We start from the raw sequence: 18,336 nt of genomic DNA on the forward strand, positions 1-18,336 counted from the left end.
TGTCTGACCGGGTGGAGATCGGTGACTGGGCGGTTCTGGTGACAGCGGCGACGGCCGCGGGATGGGTGGACGCGGTGGTGGGCGGCGGTGGGCTGATCATTCTGCCCACGCTGTTCGTGGTGGCGCCGGGCATCGCGCCGCAGACCGCGCTCGGCACCAACAAGCTCGCCGCACTGGCCGGGACGAGCGCCGCGGTGGCGACCTTCGCGCGCAAGGTGCCGATGCGCTGGCGGGTGCTGGTGCCCGCCGCGGTGATCGCCGCGGTGGCGGCCGCGGCCGGCGCCGCCGCGGTCTCCCTGATCGACCGCGAGCTGTTCATCCCGATCGTGATGGTGGTGCTGGTCGGTGTCGCGGTGTTCGTCACGATGCGTCCGTCGATCGGCGTCACGCTGGCCACTCACCCGCCCACGCGGCGCAAGGTCGTGCTCACCGTGGCGCTGGCCGCGGGATTGATCGGGTTCTACGACGGTCTGCTCGGACCCGGCACCGGAACATTCCTGATCATCACTTTCGCCACCCTGCTCGGCACCGAGTTCGTGCGGGCGGCGGCCATGGCCAAAGTGCTCAACTGCGGCTCCAACCTCGGCGCGCTGATCTTCTTCGCGGCGACCGGCCACATCCTCTGGGCGCTCGGTGCCGCGATGGCCGCGGGGAACGTGCTCGGCGCGGTGCTCGGCTCGCGGATGGCGGTGCGGAAGGGCGCCGAGTTCGTGCGCGTCGTGCTGCTGGTGGTGGTGATCGCGATGGTGATCCGGTTGGGCTGGCAGCAGTTCGGCTGATCAGCCCACCGGTTCGACGTGATGGGTGGCCAGCCAGGGTTCCAGGACGCGTGAGGTCGTCTCGTGAATTCTGCGGTGCAGGCGCTCGCCGTCCTCGATACCGGCGACCGGATGCTGGAACAACACGGTCAACGCACCCGACACCGCGCCGACGACCGCGCCGACCAGCGCGGCGGCGCCCACCTCGTCGAGTTCGGCGGGGAAGGCGCCGTGCAGCTGCCTGGCGATCTCGCGCTGCGCGACGAGCTGGGCGTGTGCGGCGCGGCCGCTCACAGCTGGCACAGTCCGCGACACCGTGGCACGCAGCGCCGCGATCCTGGCGGAAAGGTCGTCGATGAGGTGTTCGCCGGGGTTGTCGCCCGCGGCACGCAACGAGCGCAGCAAGACCTCCACCGGACGTTCTCCGGGGCGCCTGCTGGCGATCGCGGCCACCGCGGCGCGCACCCGCTCGTCGGATTCCGGGAAGAGCAGCTCTTCTTTGCTGGCGAAGTAGTTGAAGAACGTGCGCGTGCCGACGTCCGCCGCGGCGGCGATGTCGGCCACCGTCGTATCCTCGTAGCCTCTGGTCTCGAACAGCTCGGCGGCGGCTTCGAGAATGGCTCGGCGGGTACGTTCGCGCTTGCGGTCACGGAGAGCGGATGGCGGCACGCGGGCACAGTACGGCATCCGGCGGGCAACACGCGGTAAGCGTGGGTGTCGCGCGCGCCGTTCGCTCTGCGCCACCGCGCATTCCATGCAATTCGGCACTCGATGCAGGTCCGCACAGGGTGTACTCGGCAATCGATCCGGCATACGCGGCGGCACCGACCAGGCGGCTGCCTCGTGGGTCCCGGCGACTTTCCGCGTGTGAGGCGGAAGCTCTCCGCCGCCCACGCGGAGGTAATTTCGCTCGCCCCGGCGGCGGCTACAGGCGGACCTCGTCGGGCTGCACCATTCGTGCGGCTGTCTCGCTTTCGCTCGGCCCGGGGCGGGTCATGTCATGCTGCGCCCTTGATGCAGCGACGTTCGCTCGGTCCCGTGCGGGCGTAGAAAACTGTGTCCAGCTGCGCCTCCTTCTATGCAGCCGCCTCGGCCTTCGCCGGTCCCGCGCGTGCGACGCCGTCCGGTTGGCCCATTATGTTGGTCGGGTGAGCATCGCGACTTCCAAAGACGTGGACGCCGAGTTCCTCGGTCTGCCACTGGCCGCGCTCGCCGACGCCGCGCTCACCGCGGCGACGGCGGCCGGCGCCGAGCACGCCGACCTGCGGGTGCACCGGTTGGTCACCCAGTCGATCCGATTGCGCGACGGACGTGTGGAGGCCGTCACCGACAGCACCGAGCTCGGCTTCGCCGTGCGCGTGATCGTGGACGGCACTTGGGGTTTCGCGTCGCACGCCGCGCTCACGCCCGGCGTCGCCGCCGAGGTGGCCCGCACCGCGGTCACCGTCGCCACCACGCTGCGTGCGCTCAATCGGGAGCGCGTCGAACTCGCCGCCGAGCCACGCTACGCCGGCGTGCGCTGGGTCTCGGACTACGACATCGACCCGTTCACCGTGCCGACCGGCGAGAAGGTCGCGCTGCTGCAGGACTATTCGGAGCGGCTGTCGCACGCCGACGGCGTCGATCACGTCACCGCGGGCCTGCTCCAGGTCAAGGAGCAGACTTTCTACGCCGACACCGCCGGGTCGTCGATCACCCAGCAGCGGGTCCGCCTGCATCCGAGTCTGGAAGCCATCACGGTGGACTCCGCGGCGGGGGTGTTCGAGACGATGCGCACGCTGGCCGCACCGGCGGGCCGCGGGTGGGAGTACGTCACCGGCGCCGACGGGATCTGGGACTGGGACGGCGAACTCGCGCGGATCCCGGAGTGGCTCGCCGAGAAGGTGAAGGCCCCCAGCGTGCAGGCCGGGCCGACCGACCTCGTCATCGATCCGACCAACCTGTGGCTGACCATCCACGAATCCATCGGTCACGCCACCGAGTACGACCGCGCCATCGGCTACGAATCCGCCTACGCGGGCACCTCGTTCGCCACGCCGGACAAATTGGGCACGCTGCGCTACGGAACCCCGATCATGCACGTGACCGGCGACCGCACCGAAGCGCACGGCTTGGCCAGTGTCGGCTACGACGACGAAGGTGTCGCCGGGCAGCGGTGGGATCTGGTGCGCGACGGCATCCTGGTCGGGTATCAACTGGACCGGGTGTTCGCCCCGCGGCTGGGCCTGGAGCGGTCCAACGGCTGCTCGTACGCGGATTCGGCCCATCACGTGCCGATCCAGCGGATGGCCAATGTCTCGCTGCAACCCGACCCCGACCGCGACACCAGCACCGAGGAGCTGATCTCCCGGGTGGACGACGGCATCTACATCGTCGGCGACAAGTCGTGGTCGATCGACATGCAGCGCTACAACTTCCAGTTCACCGGTCAGCGGTTCTTCCGCATCCGCGGCGGCAAGCTGGACGGCCAGCTGCGCGACGTCGCCTACCAGGCCACCACCACCGATTTCTGGGGTGCGATGGAGGCGGTCGGCGGGCCGTCGACCTGGCAGCTGGGCGGTGCGTTCAACTGCGGCAAAGCGCAGCCCGGTCAGGTCGCGTCGGTCAGCCACGGCTGCCCGTCGATCCTGGTGCGCGGCATCAACGTTCTCAACACCCGGACGGAGGCCGGCAAGTGACCGACGACCTGTTCCCCGCGAGCGCGACCGTGGAGCGGGCGCTCGCGCTGTCGACCGCCGACGAAACGATGGTGATCGTCCGTGACGAGCACGAGGCCTCGCTGCGCTGGGCCGGGAACTCGATGACCACCAACGGCTCATCGGTATCGCGGAGCTGGGCGGTGATCTCGGTGTTCCGGGAGGGGCCCAGGCTCGCGCGGGTCGGCACGGTCGCCTCGACCAGCGTGGACCCCGATGACATCGCCGCGGTGGTGCGGGCAGGCGAGGAGGCCGCGCGCACCGCCGAACCGGCCAGGGACGCCATGCCGCTGCTCGAGCTGGCCGCCGTCGACGACGACTGGTCCGCCGCGGCGGGCAGCACCGGAATCGAAGTGTTCGCCGATCTGGCGCACGACTTGGCCGCCGGTTTCGACAGCGCCGATCGCCTCTACGGTTTCGCCCACCACCAGATGCACACCACCTGGCTGGGCACCTCGACCGGTGTCCGCCGCCGCTTCGTGCAACCCACCGGTTCGGTGGAGATCAACGGCAAACGCGGCGCGGACGCGGATCTGGCCAGCGCGTGGGTCGGGGTGGGAACCACCGACTTCACCGACGTCGACGTGACCGGCCTGCTCGCCGAGCTCTCCCGGCGCCTGGATTGGGCCAAGCGCAAGGTCGAGTTGCCCGCGGGCCGCTACGAAACCCTGCTGCCGCCGTCCACCGTCGCCGACTTGATGATCTACCTGGCCTGGTCGATGGAAGGCCGCGGCGCGCAGGAGGGTCACACGGCGTTCGCGCGGGCGGGCGGGACTCGGATCGGCGAGCACCTGACCGACATTCCGCTCACCCTCTACTCGGACCCGTACGCGCCCGGTTTGGAATACCGGCCGTTCGTCGCGACGACCGCGTCATCGGAGTCGATGTCGGTGTTCGACAACGGCATGCCCGCCGAGCGCGTCGACTGGCTGCGCGACGGGGTGATCTCCGCGTTGATCTACCCGCGTGCCACGGCCGCCGAATTCGGCGCCAGCGCCACGGTTCCCGGCGAGAACCTGCTGCTGACCGGCGGTTCCGACGCGAGCATCGATGAGATGATCGCCCGCACCGAGCGCGGTCTGCTGCTGACGACGCTGTGGTACATCCGCGAGGTCGATCCGGCGACGCTGCTGCTCACCGGCCTCACCCGGGACGGGGTGTACCTCGTGGAGGACGGCCGGGTCACCGCCGCGGTGAACAATTTCCGGTTCAACGAGAGCCCGCTGGATCTGCTCCGGCGCGTGACCGAAGCAGGCGCCACCGAGACCACGCTGCCGCGTGAATGGAAGGACTGGTTCACCCGGACCGCCATGCCGCCCTTGCGCATTCCCGACTTCCACATGTCCTCGGTCAGCCAGGCGACCTGACACCGTCGCGGTGGCGTCGTCCGCCGCGGCGGGTCAGGCGGCAGGGGTGATCTCGATGCCGATGGTGCCGGACTTGCCGCGGCGCAGGTTGCTGCCGAGGATGATCAACGGGCCGGTGAGCCAGTACTTGCGCCGCAAAAGTTTGCGCACCCGTTCCGTGCCTTCGGCGTCGAGGATTCGGGCGGTCCCTTCGACCACCTCGCCGTGCGGTTTGCCTGTCGCACTACAGGGCTGCAGGGTGACCGCGGGATTGCGGCGCAGCCGCTTGACCTTCCAGCTGTCGGTCACCGTCCAGACATACAGTTTGCCGTTCTCGGACACCACCCACACCGCGGTGCCGACCGGAGTGCCGTCCTTGCGGAACGTGGTGAGCAGCACGTAGTCGGCCGCGGCGACGGCTCCCAGCGCATTCGTCATGCCAGGCAGCGTATCCGTCGATCGCGTACTGCGGCGCGCCGCGGCCGCGTGCTGTTCTCCGTCGCGCCCGCCAGACGCTCGCCGGCTCAGCTCGGATCGGCTTGCCCCTGGTCCGACATCCGGTACTCCCCCGCCTCCAGCCGCGCCAGCACCCCCTCGGTCCACCCCGACAGGTTCTCGAAGACTCCGCTCCACAACTCCAGCAGATCCGTCGCGTGCGGCGCCTCGTATCGCCCGGGAAAGTTCGGGATCATGGCGAGCAGGCTGGTGCGCACTTCCTCACTCCGGCGGCGCTGTTCGCGCAATTTCTCGATCACGTGTGCCCTTGGCAGCGCGTCCATGAAGGCGATGGCCGCGCCCAGTTCCTCCATGTCGACGCTGACCAGCGCCTCGTCCATGAGCCTGCGGAACTCGGCCTCGCCCGCCTCGGTCATCTGGAACAGCGTGCGACCGGGACCTTGCCGGCTGTCCTCGGTGCCGAACGCGCTCAGCTTGCCCTCCTGCGTGAGCTGTTTGAGCGCGTGATAGATCGACCCGGGTTTCACGTTCGTCCAGGTCTCGGCGCGCCAAGACAGCAGTTCCCGCCGCACGGCATAGCCGTGGGTGGGCTGATGCAGGCGCATCACGCCCAGCACCAACAGGCGTACGGCCGACATGGCGAACTCCTTCCGGTCGGAACTGGCCATAGTAGTCAAGTTTGACTTCCCGCCCGGCACGGCCCTACGCTCAGCTAGTCAAAATTGACTACCACAGGCATTCGGGAGGATTCATGTCCGACACGGCGGTACCGCAGCTCTGGACCGGCGACCTGGCGGGCACGCTGGATTTCTACAAAACGCTCGGCTATACGGTGACCCACGAGCAGATCCGCCCCTATATCTACGGAGCCGTAGAAGACCGTGGCTGCGCCCTGCATTTCGTGACCGCGCCCGACGGCGATATACCCGCCGAACGCGCCGGATGCCTGGTGATGGTCGACGACGTCGCGAGCAGGCACCAAGCGTTCACCACGGCACTGCGCGCCCGATACGGAAAGGTTCCCGCGAAAGGTCTCCCGCGGATCACCCGATTCCGACCGGGACAGAGCCGGTTCACGGTGATGGACCCGGCGGGCAACCAGGTGATCTATATCCAGCGCGACGAACCCATGAAGCTCGAGTACGGCGGGTCGAAGGCATTGAACGGCTTGGCCAAGGTGCTGGACAACGCCCGGATCCTGCGCGATTTCAAGACCGACGACAAGGCGGCCTTCCGTGTGCTCGAGGTCGGTCTCGGCCGGTTCCGGCTGGAGGCACCACGGCTGGATGTGGCCCGGGCGCTGGCGGCGCTCACCGAACTGGCCGTCGCCACCGACGAGCCCGATCGCGCCGCACAGTTCCGGGCCGAGCTACGCGCGATGGAGTTGTCCGACGCGGAACGCGCCGCCGTCGCCGACGAGCTACGGGCATCCGACGACCTCGCTGCTTGGCTGTCCGAAACGTAGCCGGGCGACATCATGTTCGACGTGCTGTTGTCGACCGCTGCCGTGCCCGGGCGCGGGCACGTTGTGCGCGGGCACGCCTGGTTCGGCTGCCTGCTGACGGGTCACCGGTACCTACCCGTGCCGCGCGATGCTGGGTGGCGGCGATGACCAAGTGGTCACGCCGCAGCTGTCAGCACCTCAGGACCATCGGGCGTGATCGCGACAGTGTGTTCGGAGTGCGCGGTGCGCGAACCGTCCGCCGAGCGAATGGTCCAGCCGTCGGGATCGGTGACGATGCGGTCGGTCGTGCGCGCGAACCAGGGTTCGATCGCGATGGTGAGTCCAGGGCGCAACCGGTAGCCACGTCCCGGGCGGCCCGTGTTGGGCACATGCGGGTCCTCGTGCATGGTGCGGCCCAGGCCGTGGCCACCGAACTCGGTGTTCACCGGGTAGCCGTAGTCCCGTGCCACGGCGGCGACAGCGGCGGAGATGTCACCGATGCGATTGCCCGGCACGGCGGCCGCGATCGCTGCCGCGAGCGCCTCCTCGGTGGCGCGGACCAACCGCACGTCCTCGGGCGCGGCGGCGCCGACCACGACGGTCGTCGCCGAATCGGCGACCCAGCCGTCGATCCCGACGGCGAGGTCCATGCTCAGCACGTCACCGTCACGCAGGACGTAGTCGAACGGAAGCCCGTGCAGGACGGCATCGTTCACCGACAGGCAGACGGTATTGCGGAACGGCCCGCGCCCGAACGACGGCGCGTAGTCCCAGTAGCAGGACTGCGCTCCGCGCTCGCGGATGCGCTCCCGGACGTAGGCCTCCAACTCGAGCAGATTCACCCCGACCCGCGCGCGTTCGCGCAGTTCGGCCAGCACATCGGCAACGAAGCGCCCCGCCACTCGCATCCGCGCGATCTCCGCGGGACTCTTCAACTCGACCATCGTTCCTCCAGTAAGCCGGTATTTTAATACCACCCTAGCCGCAGTGGTATTTAAATACCAGCCGGGTCGCTTGCGGTATTTAAATACCAGCCGTAGCCTGGGCGCATGGTCCGTCTTCCGCTGACTCCCGCGCAGATCGACGCGGGCCGCCGCCTCGGCGCCGCCCTTCGCAGCGCGCGCGCCGACCGTGATCTCGGCGAAGTCGCCCGGGAAGCGGGAATTTCACCGGAGACACTGCGCAAGATCGAAACCGGCCGACTCCCCTCCCCCGCGTTCGGCACCGTCGTGTCGCTCAGCGAGGTGCTCGCGCTCCCGCTCGACGACCTGGCGGATATCTGGCGTTCGGCGGGACTGGCCGAATCGGCCTAGCGTCAGAGTTTCCGATCGATACGCGGCGGCGGCGCTAACCAGCCGCGCCGCCGCCCCGATCCGGCCGTTATCCGCGATAGCGGCGGAAGAACGTGCGCACATCCGCCAGGAAAAGTTCCGGTTGCTCGGCAGCGGCGAAGTGCCCGCCCTCGGCGTATTCGGTGAAGTGCTCGATGTGGCCCTCCGGGTTCATCACCCGGCGCATCAGCGGATGCGTGTTGAAGACCGCCCAGCCCTGCGGCACGCCCGAGGGAGCGGTCCAGCCCATCCCGGAATGCGCGGTCTCCCAGAGGAATTGAGCCGCGGAGGCGCCACTGCGGGTGAACCAGTAGATGCTGATGTTGGTCAGCAGCAGGTCACGATCGACCGCCGCGCCCTCCGGACGCGCCGGATCGGTCCACACCTGGAACTTCTCCGCGATCCAGCCGAGCTGCGCGATGGGCGAATCGGTGAGCGCGGCGGCGATCGCGTTCGGCTGGGTGTTCTGCAACACCAGGTACCCCTTCTGCTGCGCCCACTCGGCCCGCGCGGACTCGATCTCGGCCAGTTCGTCAGCGGTGAGTCCATCCGGCATCGGAAGCTGCTCGCCCACCAGCCCCAGCGTGCCCTGATCGCTGTTGACATGCGTCGCGATGACTCGCTCCGGATACAGCGCGGCCAGCCGCCCGGTGACGCCTGCACCGACATCGCCGCCCTGCGCCACGAATTTCTCGTAGCCGAGCCTGCTCATCAACTCCGCGAACGCCTCTGTCGTGCGCGCCAGCTCCCAGCCCGTCGAAGCCAGTGGCGTGGAGAACCCGAACCCGGGCAGCGACGGGATCACCACATGAAACGCGTCCGCCGGATCACCGCCGTGCGACCGCGGATCGGTCAGCGGCCCGATCAGCTCCAGGAACTCCACCACCGACCCCGGGTAACCGTGGGTGATCAACAGCGGAATAGCCTCCGGCTCAGGCGAACGGACATGGAAGAAGTGGATGGTCTGCCCGTCGATCTCGGTGGTGAACTGGTCGTAAGCGTTCAGCCGCGCCTCCTGCGCCCGCCAGTCGAACTCGTCGCGCCAGTACTGCGCCAGCTCCCGCAGGTATCGCGGCGCGATTCCCCGCGCCCAATCCCCCTCGGTACCGGGCACGACGTGCGGAAGGCGGGCGCGGGTCAGTCGCTGCCGCAAGTCATCGATCTCGCTCTGCGGGATGTCGATACGGAAGGGGCGGATCTGCGTCGTGTTCGTCATGGGAACCACTCTGTCGCCCATTGCGGAAGACTTCCTTCCGCAATACGCAGATTCCTCCGAGATTCGTCCCGAACGCCCTACCAGCCGAAACAGCAGTGCGCTCTCAGAGACCGGATACGCCCGCCTTCCAACGCACTCGGCCGGCCGCAGGGAACACGCGACGCGGATCTTGCCTCGGCGTCGGCTTCTATCCACCCTCGCGGGGGCAGGGAGCACTCGAAGGCGGAATCCTCGATAGGCTCTCCGACCGGGTCGTGAACGAGTGACACAAGATCGGCGCGCTTTGGACGGCCAGGACAGCCACCATGTGGCAGTAGCACTAGCGAACCGAGAAGTACGGGATGGAAGTTAGTTCGTCGGTCGTCGTTGTGAACTGGTTGCCCGTTTGCTGCATTAGGGGGTGGGTAGCGCCGTTCGGCACGCCATCGGCGGTAAGGAACTTTGGGTTGAACCAAACATTTTCCACCTCAGCGATCGCCAGCCCATGGTCGCCGCCCAGATCAATCCGCGCGATGGTCCGACACGCCATCCAGCCGAGGCCGGCGGGCACCACCGGGCCGTAGACCACCGGGCCGTAGACCACCGGGCCGTAGATAGAGGATTCGTAATCCAGGCTGAGACCACTAGCGCGAAGCTTTTCGGTTGGTTCTGTAACTGGGAACTTGGAGTACCGCGCGCCCAGCTTCCACACGCTGTCCAACTGCTCGATAGTCGGCACGCTGACCGTGAATCCCGGTGCAGTCTGGAGGTTCTGGTAGGTCGCCCACTCCTTGTGCACAGCGACCGCCACCTGCTGCGGATTGGTCGATACCGACGTCAGATTGGACACCGGAATCAGATTAGCCGTGCCATCGACGCTGCGGGTCCCGATGAGGTACGCAATCCGCGGGGCGAGCAGGCGGTGCGCCACGTGCACGCGGTCGTCACTAGCCACGGTCCGATCCTGATACAAAACCCTGAATGACACCACCGAGTTCGCGGCCGTGGGCGGTCGCAGCCATAGGCTGCGCCTCGAGATCGGCATGTATAGCGTGCAGAGCCGAGACCACTTGCGGAATCCGCTGCCCTCGCGGGTATAGCCACTACCGGTTTGAGCGTTTCGCTTGCAGCAGCGGAGCCATCCCACATTTGCTGGAGATTCCGTCTGGCGACCCGAATACTGTCAATGATGCCGATTCCACTCATTGGTGGAGAGGTATTGCGCCTTCGCTGGTGCCCAGGGGTATTCGGGCGATGATCTGCCAAGAGTACGAGAGCTGCCGACGCTCGAGCAAGACCATCACTGCCTCAGTGACCGTGATATCCACGCTGCGAACAGTAGCGTTCAGCCTCGCGACTGCCGGAGCGGTCTCCGGTTCGGAAAACGTCGCGGTACTGGGATAAGCAATCGTGACATGCGGATCGGACTGTGACTCCTTGACGCGCGCTTGGGGAAAGGCGGACAACGTCGCCGACCTGAGCGTGTCCTGAAGGTTGCGTATTCGCCAAGCAGGCGAGACGTCGAACACGATCGCGCCGCGAATGCCGCTCAGATGGCCGAAGGAGATATCGAATGCCGGCACATCCTGGCAGGCATGTGCCGCGGCCGCCGCAATCGCGTCGAGCCGATCCGGCGTGGCTGCGCCAACGTACGCGATCCGATCCAGCGTCAGGTGCAAACCATCCGGAGGCGTTAGGTCATAGCAAGGCGAGTCGATCGATGCTTGGCATTCCTTTGCCAGCGCCGTCAGCTCCGGTGACTGCTCGAAGGTCAGGAACCAGTAGTAGCCGAGCACGCCGAGACGGCCCTCAGGGTGTCGCCCGTCCTGGGCACGCTCGCCAGCTTCCACGTTGCCGATGCTATTCATCGGGTGCGTTCAAGGTCTCCAGAGCGGCGCTCACAGCCGCAAGTTGCGGCAGCTCCCCCCACCTGGCGGCGGCATCGTGAACGAACTCCGATGCCCGGCGCCTTACCTGCATCAGCGGCTTACCTGTTGGAGCGTCGAGCGCGTCGATCATGAGTGCTGCAGCATGGTCCAAGTCAGCTGCATCCGACAGCACGTGCGAACGCGCTAAGTCGATCATCACAAGCGCGCGACCCCACGGAGAATTGGAATCACTCATATCCGGGAGCGCAAGCCGCACATAGTGTTCAACCCTGTCCGGCATCCCCAACGAGACATACGCGGTCGCTGCATTCCCGGCCACCTGCGCCGAGCTGTAGCTGCCAAGCGACACACTGGACGGAACGTTCTCCGGCGCATGGTTACGTGACATGAGCTCATAGGCTTGCTCGACGGCGCGGTGGACACCGTCGGCGTCTCCCAGCTTTCCCATCGCGCGTGCGACGCCGTTGATCATCAGCCGCACACTCTGCGGTCCAGATTGCGCGTGCCTGAGACCATCTTGTGCAGATCGCACCGCCTCACCGTACCGCCCGGCGTAGTACTCACAGAAGCTTTGCATACCGCGCGCCCACGCCATAAGGTTCGGGTCCTGCGCGAAGTCGCCGAGTTGGAACGACTCCAAGCAATACGCGCGGGCCAAGCCGAAATCTTCGTGTCCGACCGCGATGTAGCCAAGCAAGCCCGATGTCTCACTGGCGATTTCGAAGAGTTGGTGCCGCTGATTCGGATGGCTGCACTCAGCGAGGAGCGCGTCGACCCACCTCCGTTGCTTTACCAAGCCGGGAATGAGGGAAGACGGATCGAGGGTCTCGTACTGCGCAATGCTCGCAAGCGTGTTGTGTTGCAGCTGGTCAATGATTTCGGGGTTGACCGACCTGCTCCAATGGTGAAGGCGACTGAGGACGTCGGTCAGGTCTTCGGATCCTCTTTGGTTGTCACCTCGCAGCTCCCCGGGGTCAGCAACTATGGCATCCGCCGCGTCGGTGTCGGACAGCAACCGAAACCGACCTTCCTTTCTCGGCAGCAAACGCTCGAAACTGTACGAGCCATCGGTGGCACCGCTCGTCGAGCAGCCCGTCGGCCCCGCATCTGGGTTGCTACTCACCGTGTCCTCAGTGGCGATCGGGAATCGGGACGGCTTTCCATGCCGCGCCCGCCACACTCTTTCGCCTTCAGAAACGATCTGCTCGAACCGCGCCCGATCTTCTGAGGTCGCCCGCTGCTGGAAAGTGGTATCGAGGATTGCTTGTGTACCCGAGCGCGGTTTGACCGCGCTGAGGCCGGTCCGCCAGTTCGTGATCGTGGTGGTCTCCACCCCTAGCAGAGCTGCAAACTCGCGGACCGACTTGCGCATGGCTTCCTGCAGAGCAGCCGCTTCAAAGCCTGTCCATTCCCGCGCTCGCACCATCGCTTCCCCTACGTTTTTACGCCTGACCTGGGCAAATACCTACGGAAGGCCCACATTACGCCACCGCCGCGCGGTTACGCCCGAAAGCGCCTGTGCGCCAAGGTCAAAGGCGGTACCCGGCACCGGGCCGACGCCGTAATCCCGCACGGCGCACCAGCCCGCCAGAGTGGCAGGCCGGTGGCGAAAGCCCCCGGTGCCGGGTACCGCCTGACCCCCGCCACCCCGGATCGGAAAGAAGCACTGCGTGATGCCCACCAGTTCCCTTGCCATGTACCAACTCGTCGCACTGTGCGATGAAGCCGCGCATCAGGCGCCGAGCGTGCCGTTCACGATCTCGCAAGCCCACACGGTGATGCGGTATCACGTCGCGTGCCGGGCGAAGCGCTGCCCACGCAAGGCCGCCGCGCTCCAGACACTGGCCGAGGCCGGGCGACTGGTGCCATCCACCACGAAGCCGCGGTGATCCAGATGACCGCAATCCGGCACATCCATATCGAATCCGGCCCGTTGAGCCTGGACTACCAAGCCAGCGCCGAACAAGCCCAGCACGTCGCCGACGCGCTGACGGGCACGCTCTCTGGTCTGGAGCTGACGGTCACGGTTGATGACGACGTGCGCGCCGATCTGCCGCCGCTGCCGTGCGCCGAGCTCTGGGACTGAGGCCGCGATGCGCCAGCGCGATCCCACCCACGCCAACTGGGACATCGCCCACCTGATGAGCCACATCGAAGCGATCGACCGGCTGGTCGCTGATGTCCGAGCCGAGCGGGTGCGACTGCCGGAGGAAGCCACAGATGTGTTTCCGCCGAAGACGGCCAGAGCGGACGAGCCGGTCGCCGAATCAGACACGTTTCGAAATCAGTCGGATGCCTAATGCCAGACCCTATGGAGCACAAAACGTTCGTGCAGGCGGACGGTATGCTGGCTGAGTTCATGTGCCAGGTCCACCTGATGGAATTGACCGTGGAACGCGCCCGGGAGCTGCGGTGCATACACCGCGAGCATCCTCCGGACGAGTGCGTCGTTCACCTCGAGGCCGCGTATCTGCTGCTGGTCTCGGATGGGCCCTGAACGATGTCGGCGTCGCTCGGATGCGTCTTCCGGGGCCGCGTCCGGTGTTCGACGGGGTTGTGCTCCATTCGACCATATCGGGAACAAAAGTCCATTGCTGTCGGCGCGCTGTTCTGGGCCAATTCGGCGGTCGAGTTCAGCATTTTCGCTGATCAAAGGCACTTTGCGGGGCGGGCGGGGCTCGAACCCGCGACCAATGGATTCGCAGTCCACGCCTCGATACGATGTCCTATCGCGTTCGGGTGCATGCGTTTTCATGCGCCTACCAGCGCCGATGGCAGAAAGGCGCAAAACCGGCCCTACTACCGAATTAGACGAGATTCGCTCGAATTCTGATGAAAATGACAGTAACGGAGACCTCTGCGGTGAGGTATCTATTCGGCAAGCGCGCACGATGTGACGATCATCGGTTCCCCACTTGCGGATCTACCCCCGCACGCCTGCGTGGGGAGCGCAGGACGGTCAGTGCACCAGGTCTCGCTGTCGGCGGATCATCGCCGCGGGAGCGGGGAACACATGGGGCACGACGACCAAGCGCGAGACCACTACGGATCATTGTCAACTTCGGTTGAACACCAGCAGAACGGAGAATCATCCCCGCGGGCGCGGGGAGCACCCGCCACTCCTCGAGCGCCTGATTGCTCCACGAGGATCATCCCGCGGGCGCGGAGAGCACCTCATCATCCCGGTCACCGAGTCCAGTTCGGGCGGATCATCCCCGCGGGCGCGGGGAGCACACTTATTGACCAGGGGTGATTCTGCCAGAGTTGCCGGTTCTCGATCGGTTTGGTGGGTCTGGCGACACACCTTGCATGGATGCACATTTCTACATCTCTGCATGTCATCTGTTTTTCATGACGGCCAACGCCCTCATAGCCACGCATGATCACGACAGACCACGCCGTGAGGGGATGTCCGAAATTCCGTCCGGTACTACGATCGCGGTCGCCCCGATCCCCCTCACCCAGGCTAACCAGACGAAACCGTGTCGAACACCACCCTGTGTCCGCCGACCGGCGGTGACCCGCGATGACCGCTCCGATCCCCCGGTGGCTCGGTGGCGTGGTGTTTACTCCCGGTCTGATGGCCTTCACCGGCGATATCGGTGACGCCGCGGCACATTCGCACGCCGCGGTGCAGGTATTGCTGGTCACCCGCGGCGAACTCACCCTGACCGACGGCTGCGGAGCTGTCGGCCGTGCCGACCTCGCGATCATCCCGCCGGGCGTCCGCCATGAAGTTCGTGCGACGCCCGGGACCGCTGGATTGCTGGCGTACCTCGACCCTGCCAGTACCGCTGGACGCGCCGCCGTCGCGCGGCTCGCAGGGCGACCTGCTGATCGGGTGGACAGCTGGATCGCGGCGGCGGTCCCCACGCCACCCGGTCACCCGTCACTGGCCCTGGCAGTTCCGTTGCCTCGGCGGGCCGCGCATCCGGTGGTGCTCGCGGTGATGGAGCTTGCCGATGCCAGCCCGGTTGGGCCACCCACCCTGGGTGAGGTGGCCCGCCTGGTCGCGATGTCACCCAGTCGCCTGTCGCATTTGTTCTCCGCCGAGGTCGGGCTTCCCTATGCGGCGTGGCGGCGCTGGACGCGGCTGCACCGCGCCATCGATCAGGTCCGAGCGGGACGTTCGCTGACGGAGGCCGCCCACGCCGCCGGGTTCGCCGACAGCGCGCACCTCACGCGCACCTGTCGTGACCTGTTCGGCATCACCCCCACGGACGCCCTGCTGGCCACCGGGTGGCGCGGGGCAACCGGCTGAAACACCGGTCAGGTCAGCCGATTTCTTCAAGCGCCCGCCCGCGTCGCCCGGCGAGGCTCAAAACCATGACCATGTTCATTCAACCGGCCATCCGCTACGGCTACGCGCCTCTGATGCTGCTCGGCGTCAATGGCCTCGGCATCGCCTTGGCCGCTTCCGGTGCAAACAAACTCTGGCTGCTCGTCTTGCTCGTCGTCGCTATCGCACTGTCGTTCGCCGCCGAACGCGTGTTGCCCTACGAATCGACCTGGAACGAGTCGCACGAAGATTCCGGTCGCGATACCGCCCACGTCTTCGTCAACGAAACACTCATCTTGACCAGCGTCGCCATCATCCCCGCACTCGCCGCGTTGATCCCTGGCGACGGACTCTGGCCCGCGACACTGCCTTTCGCCGTCCAGGTGCTGATCGCGATCCTGTTCGCCGATCTCGGCATCACCCTCACCCACTACGCCAGTCACAAGATCGGTGTGCTGTGGCGGTTTCACGCCGTGCACCACAGCGTCAAACGCTTCTACGGCCTCAACGGCCTGATGAAACACCCGCTGCACCAGACGATCGAAATGACCGCAGGCGTCACACCGCTGCTGCTGCTCGGCATTCCCGTCCCGGTGGCGGCCGCCCTGTCCCTCGCCGTGGCCGTGCAACTGCTGCTGCAACATTCCAATGTCGACTATCGCGTCGGGCCGCTGAAGCATGTGCTGGCCCTCAACGAGGGTCACCGCTTCCACCACCTCAAATGGGCGGGCATCGGCGACGTCAACTTCGGACTGTTCACCCTGCTCTGGGATCACCTCTTGCGTACCCACAGCTACGATCCGGCGCGCCGTTTCAGCAGCGACGACCTCGGCATGGCCGCCAAACCCGATTACCCGGTCGGCTATCTCGCCCAGCTCGCCGAACCGTTCACCGCGCACGGCGCCTGCCAGTTCAGCACTGCCGCTGTCCCGACCGCCGCAGTCCATGCGCAATCGGGCGACCCCGGCCCAGTCGGTCTCCGGTAGTCAACTGGAGCCCCTTGTACTCGGCTGCAGCCATCGCCAGAACATCCCCACGGCCGCGGGGACCACGGATGCCAGTTGTCGTGATCGGCGAAAGGACCGTCCCCGCGGGCGCGAGGAGCACGTCAGATTCTTTCAAGCCACGGGTGACCTGGATGGACCCGAGATAACCATTCGGACAGCCGGGACCTTTGCGATCGATCCATCGCGGGTAGCACACGCCGGAAGTCGGCTTCGTCTTTGTCGCGGCGTGCTTTTGCCTTGAACAGGAGCGCGACCTCCGGAATCACGTAGGGGATGCCCTCGCTGGTGTGGAGGATCAGATCCTCGTAGGGCAGGGTGATCGATGGGTCGCGGCGGCATGTCCATCGGTCGCCGACGTGCGGTTCACGAAACACATCGAGGTGATAGCGTCCGGTCGCGGGTTCGCGGAGCCATGTCTGATGATGGTTTTCCGCTTCCGCTGGATACGACCAGATTCGGCCGTCGCCGACGACGTCCCACTCGAAGCCGGAAAAGACAGCGACAACCTCGCTAAAACTTCCTTGTGGGACGGCGATTTCGAGATCGCTGTGTTCGCGAGCACCGCCTCCGGTGAACAGGTCGAGCGCCCACCCCGCCGCGACGCACCACGGGGCCATGACACTCGACATTCGCTCCGCTACTTCGGCGGGGGTCCATGCTGCCCATAGCCTGTCGCATTCCTCGGCCGAAACCACACGCCCGGACACTTCGGACAGCCCCCTCTCAGTAGCGCGTTCGGAACGGTCGGCGGTGTCAGGACTACGGCGACCATTGGGATATACCTTACCGGGCTGGCAGCTAGGTGAACGCTCCGCTGGACGGGGTTCATAGCCCTCGGCACCGTCCGACGCTCGTCGGCGGCAGCGACGCCAAACCGTTTGCTGCAGCGACCGATTGCCGCCAACTGGAGCGCGCGCCGCAGCCGTTCCTCCTCGACGAAACCCATATGGAGATCTGCATCCGGAAGTCAGAGGTGGGTTGTGTTGCGTCGACTTCCTTCCACAGTGTGGGTGGACAAAACTTCGGCAATTCACCCGAAAAAGGCGAGTCAGGCCACGATCGCATACTGCTATGAAAGTCTTGTAGGCCACCGCTGGTCGCTTCCTTTCGACCCGACCGGCCGGGGCTTCTCTGAGAAAAGCGGTGCGAGCGTCAGCTGTCTGGCAACCGGTTCGTGTCGCCGACGCTTCGCATGCGTATCGCACGGACTGAGGAGGGGTCAAATGACTGAAACCGCTGAAATGGCAATGCGCCAAAGGACCGTGTCCGCGTCGGCGGCGCCCCAGAAACCCGCCGAGCGAAGCTCGCCCGGCTGGTACAAGCTCTACAACGATACGAGCGGGCACGTCTCCGTTTACCGGCAGGAATGGGATGTGCCGAAGTGCGTGTTCGAGGTGGCTCCGGGAGCCACCAGCGACCAGTACGAGGCCGGGCACGAAATATACATTCTGTTCTCGGAATCCGGCGCGGGGACGATGGTCTCCTGGGACGGTTGGGACTCTGTCACGATTCACTACCATGTCAGCGGTTACACCAGCGGTAACCAAGTGAACAACGTGAGTGCCTTCAAATAAATCCGACCGTGTGAGTGCCGCCTGACCCGCACGCCGATATTCCGGCCCGCCACGCGCCACGACCTGTGCGTGGCGGCATTCCTGCGCTAACGCTGGTAAAACCTGAGCATGGCTGATCAGACTCGGTTTGCTCGGCTGGCGCTCGACCAAGTGGCGGCCGAGCTGGACCAGATCGCCCTTCGAGGTGGCTACCTCACTCCTGAGCGGATGCGTTTTCTCGCGACCAAAGTCCGCGACGCGGGCGTGGTGTACGAGAAAGCCATGGGATCGGGATAACTCGGAGACCGCTCGGACCCAACTCGCGGTCGTCGATGGTCATGGCGTCGCGAAGAGCGCTGCCCGCATCCGCCCGAAGGCCGGC

The 18,336-nt window shown here is 66.2% G+C and carries 22 protein-coding genes; 13 read left to right on the top strand and 9 right to left on the bottom strand.

Going from position 1 to position 18,336, the window contains the following annotated elements:
• The first annotated feature begins 11 nt into the window (after positions 1-11).
• The gene (locus tag ACWPXK_RS13670; protein ID WP_454196488.1) at positions 12-779 is read left to right on the top strand and encodes a TSUP family transporter; all 768 of its coding nucleotides are present in this window, start codon (positions 12-14) and stop codon (positions 777-779) included.
• On the opposite strand, the gene ACWPXK_RS13675 is transcribed toward ACWPXK_RS13670, so the two are convergent.
• Complete coding sequence (locus ACWPXK_RS13675) at positions 780-1,427, bottom strand: TetR/AcrR family transcriptional regulator (protein WP_454196489.1); 648 nt, start codon at positions 1,425-1,427, stop codon at positions 780-782.
• Between the two features lie 479 nt (positions 1,428-1,906).
• Here ACWPXK_RS13675 and ACWPXK_RS13680 point away from each other — a divergent pair, with 479 nt between their 5' ends.
• Together ACWPXK_RS13680 and ACWPXK_RS13685 are read left to right on the top strand one after the other, a co-directional pair.
• Entirely contained in the window at positions 1,907-3,436 is a 1,530-nt protein-coding gene (locus ACWPXK_RS13680; protein WP_454196490.1) for a TldD/PmbA family protein, read from the top strand.
• 68 nt (positions 3,437-3,504) lie between these two features.
• Positions 3,505-4,821: a metallopeptidase TldD-related protein gene (locus ACWPXK_RS13685; protein WP_454197031.1), complete on the top strand. Its 1,317-nt coding sequence runs from the start codon at positions 3,505-3,507 to the stop codon at positions 4,819-4,821.
• A 33-nt stretch (positions 4,822-4,854) separates the two neighbouring features.
• Here ACWPXK_RS13685 and ACWPXK_RS13690 read toward each other — a convergent pair whose 3' ends face one another.
• Both ACWPXK_RS13690 and ACWPXK_RS13695 read right to left on the bottom strand, forming a co-directional pair.
• Positions 4,855-5,238 (bottom strand): PPOX class F420-dependent oxidoreductase, encoded by a 384-nt coding sequence (locus ACWPXK_RS13690; protein ID WP_454196491.1) that lies wholly within the window; start codon positions 5,236-5,238, stop codon positions 4,855-4,857.
• An 86-nt stretch (positions 5,239-5,324) separates the two neighbouring features.
• The gene (locus tag ACWPXK_RS13695) at positions 5,325-5,894 is read right to left on the bottom strand and encodes a PadR family transcriptional regulator (RefSeq protein WP_454196492.1); all 570 of its coding nucleotides are present in this window, start codon (positions 5,892-5,894) and stop codon (positions 5,325-5,327) included.
• 113 nt (positions 5,895-6,007) lie between these two features.
• On the opposite strand from ACWPXK_RS13695, the gene ACWPXK_RS13700 reads away from it, so the two are divergent.
• Positions 6,008-6,721: a glyoxalase gene (locus ACWPXK_RS13700; protein ID WP_454196493.1), complete on the top strand. Its 714-nt coding sequence runs from the start codon at positions 6,008-6,010 to the stop codon at positions 6,719-6,721.
• 155 nt (positions 6,722-6,876) lie between these two features.
• Here ACWPXK_RS13700 and map read toward each other — a convergent pair whose 3' ends face one another.
• Positions 6,877-7,644: a type I methionyl aminopeptidase gene (map, locus tag ACWPXK_RS13705; protein WP_454196494.1), complete on the bottom strand. Its 768-nt coding sequence runs from the start codon at positions 7,642-7,644 to the stop codon at positions 6,877-6,879.
• Between the two features lie 105 nt (positions 7,645-7,749).
• Here map and ACWPXK_RS13710 point away from each other — a divergent pair, with 105 nt between their 5' ends.
• Complete coding sequence (locus tag ACWPXK_RS13710; RefSeq protein WP_454196495.1) at positions 7,750-8,013, top strand: helix-turn-helix transcriptional regulator; 264 nt, start codon at positions 7,750-7,752, stop codon at positions 8,011-8,013.
• Positions 8,014-8,080: 67 nt separating this feature from the next.
• Here the strand turns inward: ACWPXK_RS13710 and ACWPXK_RS13715 are convergent, their stop codons facing one another.
• From ACWPXK_RS13715 to ACWPXK_RS13730, 4 genes are all read right to left on the bottom strand, one after another.
• On the bottom strand, positions 8,081-9,247 hold the full coding sequence (locus tag ACWPXK_RS13715; protein ID WP_454196496.1) for an epoxide hydrolase family protein: 1,167 nt from the start codon (positions 9,245-9,247) through the stop codon (positions 8,081-8,083).
• A 319-nt stretch (positions 9,248-9,566) separates the two neighbouring features.
• The gene (locus ACWPXK_RS13720) at positions 9,567-10,181 is read right to left on the bottom strand and encodes a flavin reductase family protein (RefSeq protein WP_454196497.1); all 615 of its coding nucleotides are present in this window, start codon (positions 10,179-10,181) and stop codon (positions 9,567-9,569) included.
• Between the two features lie 247 nt (positions 10,182-10,428).
• Positions 10,429-11,094: a 2'-5' RNA ligase family protein gene (locus tag ACWPXK_RS13725; protein WP_454196498.1), complete on the bottom strand. Its 666-nt coding sequence runs from the start codon at positions 11,092-11,094 to the stop codon at positions 10,429-10,431.
• Complete coding sequence (locus tag ACWPXK_RS13730) at positions 11,087-12,541, bottom strand: hypothetical protein (RefSeq protein WP_454196499.1); 1,455 nt, start codon at positions 12,539-12,541, stop codon at positions 11,087-11,089. The genes ACWPXK_RS13725 and ACWPXK_RS13730 overlap by 8 nt, the downstream gene beginning before the upstream one ends.
• Positions 12,542-12,788: 247 nt before the next feature.
• Between ACWPXK_RS13730 and ACWPXK_RS13735 the strand changes: the two genes are divergently transcribed.
• The 6 genes from ACWPXK_RS13735 (at position 12,789) to ACWPXK_RS13760 (ending at position 16,380) form a co-directional block, all read left to right on the top strand.
• Positions 12,789-13,004: a hypothetical protein gene (locus ACWPXK_RS13735; protein ID WP_454196500.1), complete on the top strand. Its 216-nt coding sequence runs from the start codon at positions 12,789-12,791 to the stop codon at positions 13,002-13,004.
• Between the two features lie 5 nt (positions 13,005-13,009).
• The gene (locus ACWPXK_RS13740) at positions 13,010-13,201 is read left to right on the top strand and encodes a hypothetical protein (protein ID WP_454196501.1); all 192 of its coding nucleotides are present in this window, start codon (positions 13,010-13,012) and stop codon (positions 13,199-13,201) included.
• Between the two features lie 7 nt (positions 13,202-13,208).
• Positions 13,209-13,415 carry a hypothetical protein gene (locus ACWPXK_RS13745; RefSeq protein WP_454196502.1) on the top strand — a complete coding sequence of 69 codons (207 nt, stop codon included), beginning with the start codon at positions 13,209-13,211 and terminating at the stop codon, positions 13,413-13,415.
• A 44-nt stretch (positions 13,416-13,459) separates the two neighbouring features.
• Positions 13,460-13,612: a hypothetical protein gene (locus tag ACWPXK_RS13750; RefSeq protein ID WP_454196503.1), complete on the top strand. Its 153-nt coding sequence runs from the start codon at positions 13,460-13,462 to the stop codon at positions 13,610-13,612.
• A 1,029-nt stretch (positions 13,613-14,641) separates the two neighbouring features.
• Positions 14,642-15,376, top strand: coding sequence for an AraC family transcriptional regulator (locus ACWPXK_RS13755; RefSeq protein WP_454196504.1), 735 nt, complete (start codon positions 14,642-14,644; stop codon positions 15,374-15,376).
• Between the two features lie 65 nt (positions 15,377-15,441).
• On the top strand, positions 15,442-16,380 hold the full coding sequence (locus ACWPXK_RS13760; RefSeq protein ID WP_454196505.1) for a sterol desaturase family protein: 939 nt from the start codon (positions 15,442-15,444) through the stop codon (positions 16,378-16,380).
• Between the two features lie 122 nt (positions 16,381-16,502).
• Here the strand turns inward: ACWPXK_RS13760 and ACWPXK_RS13765 are convergent, their stop codons facing one another.
• Positions 16,503-17,030 (bottom strand): hypothetical protein, encoded by a 528-nt coding sequence (locus ACWPXK_RS13765; RefSeq protein WP_454196506.1) that lies wholly within the window; start codon positions 17,028-17,030, stop codon positions 16,503-16,505.
• A 594-nt stretch (positions 17,031-17,624) separates the two neighbouring features.
• Here ACWPXK_RS13765 and ACWPXK_RS13770 point away from each other — a divergent pair.
• The gene (locus tag ACWPXK_RS13770) at positions 17,625-17,975 is read left to right on the top strand and encodes a hypothetical protein (protein WP_454196507.1); all 351 of its coding nucleotides are present in this window, start codon (positions 17,625-17,627) and stop codon (positions 17,973-17,975) included.
• A 108-nt stretch (positions 17,976-18,083) separates the two neighbouring features.
• On the top strand, positions 18,084-18,251 hold the full coding sequence (locus ACWPXK_RS13775) for a hypothetical protein (RefSeq protein ID WP_454196508.1): 168 nt from the start codon (positions 18,084-18,086) through the stop codon (positions 18,249-18,251).
• The last annotated feature ends 85 nt before the right edge of the window (positions 18,252-18,336 follow it).

The sequence above is a fragment of the Nocardia sp. Marseille-Q1738 genome, from assembly GCF_965283145.1.

Coding starts and splice junctions, on each gene's coding strand:
- ACWPXK_RS13775 (WP_454196508.1), top strand. CDS start 18,084: ATGGCTGATCAGACTCGGTTTGCTCGGCTGGCGCTCGACCAAGTGGCG.
- ACWPXK_RS13730 (WP_454196499.1), bottom strand. CDS start 12,541: ATGGTGCGAGCGCGGGAATGGACAGGCTTTGAAGCGGCTGCTCTGCAG.
- ACWPXK_RS13695 (WP_454196492.1), bottom strand. CDS start 5,894: ATGTCGGCCGTACGCCTGTTGGTGCTGGGCGTGATGCGCCTGCATCAG.
- ACWPXK_RS13715 (WP_454196496.1), bottom strand. CDS start 9,247: ATGACGAACACGACGCAGATCCGCCCCTTCCGTATCGACATCCCGCAG.
- ACWPXK_RS13745 (WP_454196502.1), top strand. CDS start 13,209: ATGCGCCAGCGCGATCCCACCCACGCCAACTGGGACATCGCCCACCTG.
- ACWPXK_RS13750 (WP_454196503.1), top strand. CDS start 13,460: ATGCTGGCTGAGTTCATGTGCCAGGTCCACCTGATGGAATTGACCGTG.
- ACWPXK_RS13760 (WP_454196505.1), top strand. CDS start 15,442: ATGACCATGTTCATTCAACCGGCCATCCGCTACGGCTACGCGCCTCTG.
- ACWPXK_RS13735 (WP_454196500.1), top strand. CDS start 12,789: ATGCCCACCAGTTCCCTTGCCATGTACCAACTCGTCGCACTGTGCGAT.
- ACWPXK_RS13725 (WP_454196498.1), bottom strand. CDS start 11,094: ATGAATAGCATCGGCAACGTGGAAGCTGGCGAGCGTGCCCAGGACGGG.
- ACWPXK_RS13755 (WP_454196504.1), top strand. CDS start 14,642: ATGACCGCTCCGATCCCCCGGTGGCTCGGTGGCGTGGTGTTTACTCCC.
- ACWPXK_RS13700 (WP_454196493.1), top strand. CDS start 6,008: ATGTCCGACACGGCGGTACCGCAGCTCTGGACCGGCGACCTGGCGGGC.
- ACWPXK_RS13710 (WP_454196495.1), top strand. CDS start 7,750: ATGGTCCGTCTTCCGCTGACTCCCGCGCAGATCGACGCGGGCCGCCGC.
- map (WP_454196494.1), bottom strand. CDS start 7,644: ATGGTCGAGTTGAAGAGTCCCGCGGAGATCGCGCGGATGCGAGTGGCG.
- ACWPXK_RS13765 (WP_454196506.1), bottom strand. CDS start 17,030: ATGTCGAGTGTCATGGCCCCGTGGTGCGTCGCGGCGGGGTGGGCGCTC.
- ACWPXK_RS13740 (WP_454196501.1), top strand. CDS start 13,010: ATGACCGCAATCCGGCACATCCATATCGAATCCGGCCCGTTGAGCCTG.
- ACWPXK_RS13770 (WP_454196507.1), top strand. CDS start 17,625: ATGACTGAAACCGCTGAAATGGCAATGCGCCAAAGGACCGTGTCCGCG.
- ACWPXK_RS13690 (WP_454196491.1), bottom strand. CDS start 5,238: ATGACGAATGCGCTGGGAGCCGTCGCCGCGGCCGACTACGTGCTGCTC.
- ACWPXK_RS13685 (WP_454197031.1), top strand. CDS start 3,505: ATGGTGATCGTCCGTGACGAGCACGAGGCCTCGCTGCGCTGGGCCGGG.